The following is an 11,809-nucleotide window of genomic DNA, read 5'->3' as shown; positions in this document are numbered from 1 at the left end:
AGGTAACGCCCGTCCGGTCAAGTCACCAGAGTCCGGACGCCATGGAAAGACGCCGTGGAAAGACGCCTTCGAGAGGGGCGTTCGAGAGGGGCGTTCGAGAGGGGCCGGACACGACGAAGCCGCCGCCCCGCGCGACGGACGCGGGGGCGACGGCTTCGGTGGGCTCAGCGAGCGGGAGCGACTACTCCCACTCGATGGTGCCCGGCGGCTTGCTGGTGACGTCGAGGACGACGCGGTTGACGTCCTCGACCTCGTTGGTGATGCGGGTCGAGATCTTGGCGAGCACGTCGTACGGCAGTCGCGACCAGTCGGCCGTCATGGCGTCCTCGGAGGAGACGGGACGCAGCACGATCGGGTGACCGTAGGTGCGGCCGTCGCCCTGGACGCCCACGGAGCGGACGTCGGCGAGCAGGACGACCGGGCACTGCCAGATCTCGCGGTCGAGGCCGGCCGCGGTGAGCTCCTCGCGGGCGATGGCGTCGGCCTCGCGCAGCAGGTCCAGGCGCTCCTTGGTGACCTCGCCGACGATGCGGATGCCGAGGCCGGGGCCGGGGAACGGCTGGCGCTGGACGATCTCCTCCGGCAGGCCGAGCTCCTGGCCGACCATCCGGACCTCGTCCTTGAACAGCTGGCGCAGCGGCTCGACGAGCTCGAACTCGATGTCGTCGGGGAGGCCGCCCACGTTGTGGTGGGACTTGATGTTGGCGGTGCCGGTGCCGCCGCCGGACTCGACGATGTCCGGGTACAGCGTGCCCTGGACGAGGAAGGCGACCTCGGGGCCGTCCTCCTGGAGGATCTCCAGCTGGGCCTGCTCGAAGACGCGGATGAACTCGCGGCCGATGATCTTCCGCTTGGTCTCCGGGTCGGAGACGCCGGCGAGGGCGGTGAGGAAGCGCTCCTGGGCGTCGACGACCTTCAGGTTGGCGCCGGTGGCGGCCACGAAGTCCTTCTCCACCTGCTCGGTCTCGCCCTTGCGCATGAGGCCGTGGTCGACGTACACACAGGTGAGCTGCGAGCCGATGGCCTTCTGCACGAGCGCGGCGGCCACGGCGGAGTCGACGCCGCCGGAGAGACCGCAGACGGCGCGCTTGTCGCCGACCTGGGCGCGGATGGCCGCGACCTGCTCCTCGATCACGTTGCCCGTGGTCCAGCTGGGCTCGATGCCGGCGCCGCGGTAGAGGAAGTGCTCCAGGATCTGCTGGCCGTGCGTGGAGTGCAGCACCTCGGGGTGGTACTGGACGCCGTACAGCTTCTTCTCGTCGTTCTCGAAGGCGGCGACCGGCACGACGTCCGTGGACGCGGTGACGGAGAAGCCCTCGGGGGCGGCGGAGCAGGCGTCGCCGTGCGACATCCACACGGACTGCTCGACCGGGGTGCCCTCGAAGAGGGTGGAGCCGGCCTTGGAGACGTGCAGCGGGGTCCGGCCGTACTCGCGGGCGCCGGTGTTGTCGACGGTGCCACCGAGGGTCGTCGCCATCAGCTGGAAGCCGTAGCACATACCGAAGACGGGGACGCCCGCCTCGAAGATCTCGCGGTCGAGACGGGGGGCGTGCTCGGCGTACACGGAGGACGGTCCGCCGGAGAGGATGATCGCCTTCGGGTTCTTGGCCAGCATCTCGGCCACCGGCATGGTGGACGGGACGATCTCGCTGTAGACCCGGGCCTCACGGACGCGGCGGGCGATGAGCTGGGCGTACTGGGCGCCGAAGTCGACAACGAGGACTACGTCCGGGTTGGTGACGTCGGGCGCGGCAGCGGGGGTCGCTGATGACACTACGGCGGCCTTCCGGCGGTAGGAGGAGGGTCCCCCGAAGGGGGGTGCTATTTGTCGATTCTACCGGCGCGCCGGTGGCGCTTTTCGTCTCACCATCCGAACCCGGGTTGGCTCCGGTTCGGCGGCGGGGTCCATACTGGTGCCATGCGCAAGCTCACGACCTTCCTCTTTACCTATGGCAACCGGCCCACCGGCTGCCATGGTCGTGCTGCTTGAGCAACTGACAAGCGACTTCCCAGGCGCCCCGGGCTGACAGCCCGGGGCGTTCTGTCGTTCCCGGGCCGGTTCACCCCAGGGCATCCGACACCCCAGGAGCCCCACCATGACGACGAACACCGCCACCCCCGAGAAGACCGGCGCCCGCACCGACGAGGCGGCGACGCTGATCGGTGACGCCCGTGAGCGCATCGACGCGCTCGACGACCGGATCATCGGTCTCATCCAGGAACGGATGGCCGTCTCGGCCGTCATCCAGGAGGCGCGGATCTCCTCCGGCGGCCGCCGGGTGAACCTGAACCGCGAGATGGAGGTCCTGGGTCACTACAGGGACGCGCTGGGCAAGCCGGGCACGGCGCTCGCGATGACGATGCTGGAGCTGTGCCGGGGACGCATCTGAGGGTGCGCTCGCGTATCCGGGTGCGTGCCCTCGCGTATCCGGGTGCGTCCCCGGATCTGAGTTCGGGCTCGCTCTCACCCGTACGGCGCGTGACCGGCTCCGGCCCGGCTTCGTTGGTCCGGGTGTCCGTGCCAGCCAGGGGCGGGCCCGTAAGAAACCACGCGTGGCTTCGCTGGGGCGTGTGGCGTACCTCAGGTACGTCGTGGGACCTCGCACCAGCGCTTGTGACCGGACAGCAGGGGACAGCAGCCCGGTCACCCAGAAGGAGCGGTCGGCCCCGGGGACGCTCGGGGCCGACCGCAACCGGCTCTCCCGGTCGCGGCCCCCGCGACCGCCCACACCGTGCGAACCCCCGAAACCGTCTCGTCCCCTCCTGCTTCCCTCCCCACGCGGCGCAACCCCCCGGCGCCGCCCCGCTCGGCACCGCCGCTGCCCTGACACCGGTGCCGACCCCCAAGGGCCCCGTGCCGCGACCGGAATCGCGGCACGGGGCCCTTGCCTGTGCGCACCTCGCCCCGCACCAGCCTCCGACGTGACGCGCGTCACACGAAGATCCCGTGCAACCGCTACAACCATCCCCGCCGGTCGCGGGTCATCTATGCAGCAACACCAAAGCTGGTGGGGGCGCTGCACTCGGAGGGGGGTGCAGCGCCCCTTACCTGTGTCGGTTCACGACCCCTTCCGCGGGTCAGTTCTTCTTCGGCGGGACCGCCGGCATCCCCAGGAACGGCAGCCGCAGCGCGCCGAAGGCCTCGGCCGGGACCGCGGGGGACTTCGGCTCGACCGCCGCGAGCCGTACGTACGACTCGCCCTGCCGCGGTCGCGCGTCCTCCTCGCCCTTGTTCGGCCAGAAGGACATCGCCCGCTCCGCCTGCGCGGTGATCGTCAGGGACGGGTTCACGCCGAGGTTCGCGGAGACGGCGGCCCCGTCCACGACGGAGATCCCCGGGTGGCCGAAGAGCCGGTGGTACGGGTCGATGACGCCGGAGTCGGCGTCGGCGCCGATCGGGCAGCCGCCCAGGAAGTGGGCGGTCAGCGGGGTGCCCATCAGCTCGCCGACGTTGGAGCCCGCGAAGCCGTTGATCTCCTCGGCGAGGAGGGTGGCGGCCTGGGTCGCCGCCTCGATCTGCGTCGGATTGGGGGCCCCGTGGCCCTGGCGGGCGGTGAGCAGGCCCTTGCCGACGCCGCCGGGCTTGCGGTAGGTCGTCAGGGAGTTGTCCAGGGACTGCATGACGAGGCCGATGATGGTCCGCTCCGACCAGCGCCGGTTGGACAGCGAGCGGGCCGCGAGCGCGGGGTGCTTGACGATTTCGAGCAGCCACCTGCGGACGCGGTGCGCGCCGTACGGCACCTGGAGGATCGTCAGCGCACCCATCGAGTTGGAGCCCTTGCCGTACCGGACGGGCTCGATGTGGGTGTTCTCGTCGGGGTGGATCGAGGAGGTGATGGCGACGCCGCGGGTGAAGTCGGCCTTCTCCTTGCCGTGCTTCTTCCGGTAGCGCCGGTCGGTGGTCTGCGAGCCGACGAGGCCCTCGGAGTTGGTACGGGTCAGCTCGCCGAGCCGGACCGAGATCCGGGGCAGCAGGCCGGTGTCCTTCATCCGGTGCAGCAGGGTCTGGGTGCCGTACGTGCCGGCGGCGATGACGACCTTGCGGGCCGTGAAGGTACGGCCCTTGCCCTTCCTCCGGTTGTCGGAGGGGAGGGTCTTGACGGCGTAGCCGCCCCGCGAGTCCTCGGTGACCGCGACGACCGAGGTCATGGGGTGGACGACCGCGCCGGCCTTCTCGGCGAGGTAGAGGTAGTTCTCGTTGAGGGTGTTCTTGGCGCCGTGCCGGCAGCCGGTCATGCACTCGCCGCACTCGGTACAGGCCTTGCGGGCGGGTCCGGCCCCGCCGAAGAACGGGTCGGGCACCTCGCCGCCCGGCTTCGTCTTCGCCGTCCCGTCGCCGTCCTGCCCGTCACCGAAGAACACCCCGACGGGCGCCATGTGGAAGGTGTCGCCGATGCCCATGCTCTGTGCGGTCGCCTTGAGGTGGACGTCCGACGGGGTCATGGTCGGGTTGATCCGGACGCCGAGCATCCGCTTGGCCTGGTCGTAGTAGGGGCTCAGCTCCTCGCGCCAGTCCGTGATGTCCTTCCACTGCGGGTCGTCGAAGAACGGCGCGAGCGGCTCGTAGAGGGTGTTGGCGTAGTTCAGCGAGCCGCCGCCGACGCCCGCGCCGGCCAGCACCATGACGTTGCCCAGCAGGTGGATGCGCTGGATGCCGTAGAGACCGAGGGTCGGGGCCCACAGGAAGTTCTTCACGTCCCAGGAGTTCTTCGGCAGGGTCGCGCGGGTGAAACGGCGCCCGGCCTCCAGGACGCCGACCCGGTAGCCCTTCTCGGTGAGCCGGAGGGCGGTCACCGAACCGCCGAAGCCGGAACCGACGACGAGGACGTCGTAGTCGTACGCGTCGTCGTCCGCCTGCTCCTGATTTTGGGTAGGGGGTACCGCGGTCATGGCTCTCCTCGTACGGAAAAGGGCTAAAGGGGGCGGGGCGGGTCCGGGGTCAGCGCAGGCGCAGGGCCTTCATCGCCTTCAGGGAGACGCTCATGAACGCGGCGTACTTCTCGTCGTCCATCCCGAAGGAGGGCGCGAGCGGCATCAGCCGCTGCTGGGCGACGGTCTGGGCCTCGGTGTACTTGAGGATGCCCTCGGAACCGTGGCGCCGGCCGAGACCGGAGTCCTTCATGCCGCCCATCGGGGACTGCACGCTGCCGTAGGCGGGCGCGTACCCCTCGTTGATGTTGACGGTGCCGGTGCGCAGGCGGGCGGCGACGGCGTGGCCGCGGCGCGAGTCCTTCGTCCAGACGGAGGAGTTCAGGCCGTACGGGGTGGCGTTGGCGAGGTCGACGACCTCGTCCTCGTCGCGGAAGCGGTAGATCGAGACGACCGGGCCGAAGGTCTCCTCGCCGCAGACCGCCATCGGGGCCTCGACGCCGTCGAGGATGGTCGGCTCGTAGAAGAGGGGGCCGATGTCGGGGCGGGCGACGCCGCCGGCGACCAGCGTGGCGCCCTTGGCGACGGCCTCGTCGACGTGCTTCGTGACGGTCTCCAGCTGGCGCTCGCCGACGAGCGAGCCCATGTCCGCCCCGTACGCGAGGGAGCTGCCGAGCCGCATGGCCTTGGTGCGGGCGGCGAAGCGGTCGAGGAAGGCGTCGGCGATCGACTCGTGCACGTACAGGCGCTCGATGGAGATGCAGAGCTGGCCGGCGGAGGAGAAGCAGGCGCGGACCGCTCCGGCGGCGGCCTTCTCGATGTCGGCGTCCTTCAGGACGAGCATCGCGTTCTTGCCGCCGAGTTCGAGGGAGACGCCGACGAGCCGGGCGGCGGCGCCCTGGGCGACCTCGCGGCCGGTCCGGGTGGAGCCGGTGAAGGAGACGTAGTCGGCGTGCTTGACGACCTCGGGGCCGACGACCGGGCCGTCGCCGAGGACGACCTGGAAGACCTCGGCGGGAAGACCGGCCTCGACGAGCAGGTCACGGGCCCACAGCGCGGTGAGCGCGGTCTCGGTGTCGGGCTTCATGACGACGGCGTTGCCCGAGACGAAGGCGGGGAGCGCGTCGCCCACGGAGAGTTCGAGCGGGTAGTTCCACGGCGCGATCTGGCCGACGACCCCGCGGGGCTGGCGCAGCTCGGTGACCTTGGTGAGGGTCGGCACGACGCCGGTGTGGCGCTTGGCGCGCAGGTAGGAGGCGGCCTTGCGGCCATAGTGGCGGGCGGCGACGGCCACCGCCTGCACCTCCTCGTGGGCGTGCAGGCGCGCCTTGCCCGTCTCCAGCTGGATGAGGTCGAGGACCTCGGACTGGCGCTGCAGGACGAGGTCGTGGAAGCGCAGGAGGACGGCGGCGCGGGCCTTGACCGGGGTGGCGGCCCAGGCGGCCTGGGCGGCACGCGCGCGCGTGAAGGCCTCGGCGACGTCCTCGGGGGTGGACTCGGGCAGGTCCGCCAGCTTCGCCCCGGTGAAGGGGGTGTGGTTGGCGGTCCGGCCGGAGCCGACGACGCCCCGGGTGAGCCGGGCGACCACCTCGGGCGTCACGACGTCGGCGGCGGTGCGCACGCCGGCGGGCGCGGGCGCGACCGGATTGGTCGCCGCGGCGGGCGCGGCGGCTCCGGCCTGCGCGGCGGGGGCGTCGGGAACCGAGGGGGCGGCGGGGGCCTGCGAGTCCGTCATGAGCCCGAGGGTAGGCGCCGTTCCGCCCTTTGGGTACCCGTCGGTAACGCGTTTTCACCGGGTATGCACATCGCGCCAGCGATCACTGGCACATAAGGCCTGATCAGGGCCTTATGGCTGCGACGAGGTCCTCCTGGGAGATTTTCCGGAGGGTTCAGTCGCCCGGGGCCCGCCAGTGCTGGAGGACGATGTCGAACTGCTCGCGGGTGGTCTCCCAGCTCGACTCCGGCGAGGACATGTAGATCGCGTACTCCGTGCCGTCGTCGGTGTAGTACATGAGGTCGATCGCGTGCCGCGGCCCGGGGAAGTCCCGCTTCTCCGTCCAGGTGAACTCCCACAGGGAGGAGCGGACCTGGTCGCGGTAGGTGGTCTGGCCGAGCTTGACCCGGGTGTACTCCATCCGCTTCGCGACGATGCGCTCCAGGTCGAGCGCGTGCATGTACGGGTTCTCGAAGTCGGGGCTGGCGTCGATGTTGATCCGGATGCGGTGGCGGCCGTTGTCCGGGGTGTAGTCGATGTTGTCGCCCTCCGTCTGCCGCTTCCAGCCCTTCGGTACGAGGAGGCTGAAGCCCTTCGGGTCGACGACGCGGTGCCAGCCGTCCGGGGTGTCGTTCCCGGTGCCCTGGGTGGCTTTGGAGGGCGCGGATCCGGTGGCCGTGGGCCGTCCGCCCTTTCCGCCGCCCGCGTAGTTCATGGCGGCGAAGACGGCGCCGCCCGCGACGAGTCCGGCGAGCAGGGCGGCCAGGACGGCGGTACGCCAGCGGCCACGACCGGAGGCCGCGGGAGGCGGCACCAGGGTGGGCTGCGAGGGGGCGGGGCCGTGCGGAAGGGGGGACCGGCTCCGGGAGGACTGGCTCCCGGAGAGCTCTCTCTGAGCCGACGGGGACAGGTGGGGCGTCTGAGAGGCCTCGGACCCCCGGGGCGGGTGGGGCCACTGGGCGGTGGGGGCCGGGGTGGACGCGCGCGAGGTGCCCGTCGGACCCGTGCCGTCCGGCTCGTCGCCCAGGGTCACGATGTCGAGCACGGAGCCGGACCCGTCCCCCGCCGGGTCCAGATCCTCCCTCGCCACCCGCTGGGTCGGTACGTACGCCTGCGCCGCGGCCGGTGTACGCCCCTCCATCGCGTCGAGCAGCATCCGCCCGGCCTCGTCCGCCTGTGGGCGCTGCTCCGGGTCCTTTCGCAGCAGGGCCACGATGACGGGCGCCAGCGGTCCGGCCTTCTCCGGGTACGGCGGCTCCTCGGCCACCACGGCCTGCATGGTGCTGATCGGGGAGGTGCGGCGGAACGGCGAAGTGCCTTCCACCGCCGTGTACAGGGTGGCGCCGAGCGACCAGAGGTCGGAAGCCGGGCCGGGGTCGCCGCCCCGTACCCGCTCGGGCGCCAGATAGTCGATGGAGCCGACGAGTTCACCGGTCCGGGTGATCGTCGCGTCTCCTTCGATCGCGGCGATCCCGAAGTCGGTGATCAGGACGCGCCCGTCACGTGCGAGGAGGACGTTGCCCGGCTTGACGTCCCGGTGCAGCACGCCGGCCGCGTGCGCGGCGCGCAGCGCGCCGAGGACGTGCAGCCCGATCCTGGCCGCTTCGTGAGGGTCGATCGGGCCCTTCTCCTTGGCGGCGTCGGCGAGCGAGGGACCGTCGACGTACTGCATCACGATCCACGGCCGGTCGTCGTGCTCCAGGACGTCGTGGACGGTCACCACACCCGGGTGCGTGATCCGCGCGGCGGCCCGCGCCTCCTTCTGCGTACGGGCGTGCAGCACGAGCCGGTCGGCCTCCGCCACGAACCGGCCCGCCGTCAACTCCTTCACCGCCACCACACGGTGCAGCACCTCGTCGTGCGCGCGCCAGACCTTGCCCATGCCGCCGCGCCCGATGGACTCGCCCAGCCGGTAGCGACCGGCGAGCAACAGCCCTGCCCCTGTGTTCTGAGAATGTTCCACTTGCCCCCGCCCGTTCCTTCTGATGCCAGGTTACGGAGGGGGGCACGGGCTGCGGAACCTCGGGGCCGTCATAGGAACAGCACTGTGACCGGGGGCCGGTGGGCATTCCGGACACCCCCTCCGTACCCCGTCCCGCTCAGCGCCCCGGACGGAAGCCCTTCGTGGCCTCGTCGAAGATCTCGGTGACCTTGGCGCGCTCGCGATTCGGGCCGATGACCTGGATGATGTGGTACTTCCCGCCGTCGATCAGGGCAAGGTTGCGGACGAACACCTGGCGGCCCGTGCTGTCCAGCCACCAGTAACTGCCCGTGGCCGTCGCCGTCGTACCGATGTCGACCCGGCGCACCTCGTCCACGTCCGCCCAGCTCGACGTCCGCCACGGATCGAGTTCGCGTTCCTTGGAGTTCTGGTACTCCAGCGGGTCGGGGCCGTTGTCGCGGACGCTGTCCCGGCCGGGGACGACGATCATCGTGAAGTCGCCGTTCGTGTAGCGCACTTGTTGGGCGTCGTTGATCGGGCTGCGCCGCCAGCCGTTCGGCACCCCGATCCGGAACCCCTCGGGGTCCTGGCGCAGCGCGTACCCGGCGGCGAGGACCGGAGCCGAGGGGTCCACTGCGGGCGGGCTGGTGCGCGGGGTACCGGGCGGGGCGGTGGTCGGTGCGGTCGTCGGTGCGGTGCTCGGCGCCGTCGTCGCGGACGGAGGGCTCGCGGAGGCGGTCGTACGCGAGGACTGACCGGCGCCGGGAGTGGTCGGCGCGGTGGGCGTCTCCCCCTCTCCGGGCATGAAGAGGACGGCGTACGCGACGGCCCCGCCGAGCAGCAGGAAGACGAGCACCAGGAGGGTGCGGCCGAGAGCGCTCGGGGAATCGGAGGAGCCTCGGGTCCGGGAGGACGACGAACGCCCGCCACGCGGAGGCCGGGTCGCGCGCTGCGGGATCTCGTCGTGGAACTCCTCGCGGAAGTCCTCTCGGAAATCGGCCTGTACGGGGGCGGGCTCACGCTCGCGCGTGTGGACGTCCTCGTGCTCGTGCCGGGCCGCGGGGCGCGGGTCCTTGCCTCGCTTGTGGCGGTGCCGGCCCGCGCCCGCTCCCCCGCGCCGACGACGCACCAGCTCGCCGCGCCGGCGCACGATCGGCAGCCGCTTCTCGTCGAAGGACGGCAGCGGTACGACTCCGACACCGGCCTCCGGCTCAGGAGCCGAGCGCACGAGGGAGCGCAGCCAGCCGCGCAGCTCCTCGAAGTCGGGCCGCTCGGTGGGGTCCTGGCGCAGCAGGGACTCCACGACCGGGCGCAGGGGCCCGCACTCCTCGGCGAAGGCGGGCGGCTCGGCGCAGACCAGCTGAACGAGCTCGGCGGCACTGTCCTCGGGGTAGGGAGCGTGGCCCTGGACGGCCCGGTAGAGGAGCGCGCCGAGCGCCCAGAGATCGGTGGCGGGGCCGATCGGCGGGGCGAGGCGCCAGTTCTCGTGGACGGGGCCCGCCTGTTCGGGTGCCCAGCGCTCGGTGACGGCGCCGACGACCGCGATCCGGGTCTGCCGGGCCCGTTCGGCGGCGAGCCTGGTGGTGGGGCCGCGGTCCGCCGCCTGGGCGGGAATCCTGACCGGTTCCAGGGCCTCCTCCCGGACGCCGGTGGGGACCGGGAGGCGCGCGGGGTCGGGGGTCGCGGCCGTGTACCCGGCGGGCAACGCCGGGCGGCCCGAACCGGGCAGCACGGGGCCGCGGCCGGGACCCGCACCGCCGCCACCGGCCGGGATCGGCCGGGAGTCGTCCCGCGAGGCGTGCGGGCCGTCGCTCCAGTTGCCCGCCAGCATCACGCGCGGCGGCGGGCCTGCCTGCGGACCGGCACCGTACGGCTCGTCGCCGTCACCGTCGTCATCGTCGTCATCGTCGTCCGCCACCCGCGCCCACCACTGCGGCTCGGGCGCGCCTGCCGCCTGCGCGGTCGGCGGCGGGGGCGGCTCGGGCGGGTCCGTCGGCGCGGGGCGCTGCACGGGGAGGGATCCGCTCTCGCCGAGCTTGGCGGCGGCGCGCGCACCGGCCCGGTAGGCGGCGATGGCCCCGGCACGTGCGGCCCGCACATCGGCGGTGGGCGGCACGGGCGCGGGCTGCGTCCCGGCGGCGGGCAAGGCGGGCACAGACCGGCCGTAGGGGTCGGGGCCGTAGGGAGAGGCAGTGTCGTCCGGGGCGGGTTCGGCGGCGTACAGCTCGTCTCCGCCGCCGTTGCCGTACCCGTCGTCGTCGTGGCCATGGCCGTCGTCGTGACCGTAGCCATAGCCGTAGCCGTACTCCGACCCCGTCTCCTCGGCCGTCTCCTCCGCCGTCTCCTCGACGGCCTCGTAGACCAGTTCGTCGACCGGTCCGTCGGTGGATTCCTCGGCGGATTCCTCGAACGCGTCCGTCGCGTAGGGGGCCTGCTCGTCGCCCTCCTCGTAGACCTCCGCGACCTCCGCCTCGTACAGGTCGGAGCCGTACTCGTCGGAGCCGTACTCCCCGCCCCCGTACTCCTCCACCGGCGCCGGCCACGCGGTGGCGTCCGGATCCGGCTCCGGTACCGGCGCGTACCCGCAGAGGGCCTCCTCCGCAGCGCCCACCGCGAGGCCCGTGAGGACCACCCGGCCGTCGTCGCAGACGAGCACGGTCCGGGAGGTGATGTTCCGGTGCACCCAGCCGTGGGCGTGGAGAGCGCGCAGGGCGGTGAGGACGTCGGCGCCGATCTCGGCCGCCCGGTACGGGTTGAGCGGCCGCTCGGCGAGGAGCGCGGCCAGCGGTCTGGCCGCGATGCGTTCGCTCACTATCCAGAGCGAACCGGCCTCCGCGAAGACGTCGAAGACCTGGTCGAGCAGGGGATGGTCGGGGATCTGCGCGGCGGCCTGGGCCGCCTCGATCGCCCGGCGTACGACGGGCTCGGCCGGGCGGCGGGTCGCCCGCCCCGCGGCGCCGTAGGGACCGCCGGGACCGCCCTCGCCGTCGAGCACCTCGGCATCGACGAACTCCGGCAACGGCACCTGGCGGACCAGGACCTCCTGCCCGCTGTACGTGTCGAAGGCGCGCGTCTCGGCCAGGGCGTACGCGTCGGCGTCAGCCGGCGGCAGCGGCAGGCGGTACCGGTCCGCGAGCACCCTTCCCGCGTAGTCGTCCACGACGCCTCCCCACGCGCGCACGCTGTCCCCCGTGGACCCGCGGATCCCCCGAAATCGGGCGGGATCACGCGAGTCCGTCAATTCCGGTCCGACACCGTGCAGTTAACGGCTCTGTTCGGCTGTG

At 72.3% G+C, this 11,809-nt stretch carries 6 protein-coding genes; 1 reads left to right on the top strand and 5 read right to left on the bottom strand.

The window, feature by feature from the left end; translation table 11 throughout:
* Positions 1-181: 181 nt before the first annotated feature.
* Positions 182-1,774 (bottom strand): glutamine-hydrolyzing GMP synthase, encoded by a 1,593-nt coding sequence (gene guaA / locus OG514_RS17280; RefSeq protein ID WP_266895575.1) that lies wholly within the window; start codon positions 1,772-1,774, stop codon positions 182-184.
* 322 nt (positions 1,775-2,096) lie between these two features.
* On the opposite strand from guaA, the gene OG514_RS17275 reads away from it, so the two are divergent.
* Positions 2,097-2,390, top strand: coding sequence for a chorismate mutase (locus OG514_RS17275; RefSeq protein ID WP_266895573.1), 294 nt, complete (start codon positions 2,097-2,099; stop codon positions 2,388-2,390).
* Positions 2,391-3,078: 688 nt separating this feature from the next.
* On the opposite strand, the gene OG514_RS17270 is transcribed toward OG514_RS17275, so the two are convergent.
* From OG514_RS17270 to OG514_RS17255, 4 genes are all read right to left on the bottom strand, one after another.
* On the bottom strand, positions 3,079-4,890 hold the full coding sequence (locus tag OG514_RS17270; protein ID WP_266895571.1) for a GMC family oxidoreductase: 1,812 nt from the start codon (positions 4,888-4,890) through the stop codon (positions 3,079-3,081).
* 49 nt (positions 4,891-4,939) lie between these two features.
* Positions 4,940-6,604: a succinic semialdehyde dehydrogenase gene (locus OG514_RS17265; RefSeq protein ID WP_266895569.1), complete on the bottom strand. Its 1,665-nt coding sequence runs from the start codon at positions 6,602-6,604 to the stop codon at positions 4,940-4,942.
* A gap of 154 nt (positions 6,605-6,758) precedes the next feature.
* Positions 6,759-8,546, bottom strand: coding sequence for a serine/threonine-protein kinase (locus tag OG514_RS17260; RefSeq protein ID WP_266895567.1), 1,788 nt, complete (start codon positions 8,544-8,546; stop codon positions 6,759-6,761).
* Between the two features lie 136 nt (positions 8,547-8,682).
* A complete protein-coding gene (locus OG514_RS17255; protein WP_266895565.1) occupies positions 8,683-11,685 on the bottom strand; it encodes a protein kinase in 3,003 nt (1,000 codons plus the stop codon).
* Between the last annotated feature and the right edge of the window lie 124 nt (positions 11,686-11,809).

The sequence above is a fragment of the Streptomyces sp. NBC_00572 genome (assembly GCF_026341815.1).
In the GTDB taxonomy this organism is placed as follows: Bacteria; Actinomycetota; Actinomycetes; order Streptomycetales; family Streptomycetaceae; genus Streptomyces.
Note: the sequence above shows the minus strand (reverse complement) of the source record. Positions and strands in the feature narration are given on the sequence as shown.

Bases quoted from the DNA above. Each gene is read 5' to 3' on its own strand.
- OG514_RS17270 (WP_266895571.1), bottom strand. From the start codon at position 4,890: ATGACCGCGGTACCCCCTACCCAAAATCAGGAGCAGGCGGACGACGAC.
- OG514_RS17265 (WP_266895569.1), bottom strand. From the start codon at position 6,604: ATGACGGACTCGCAGGCCCCCGCCGCCCCCTCGGTTCCCGACGCCCCC.
- OG514_RS17275 (WP_266895573.1), top strand. From the start codon at position 2,097: ATGACGACGAACACCGCCACCCCCGAGAAGACCGGCGCCCGCACCGAC.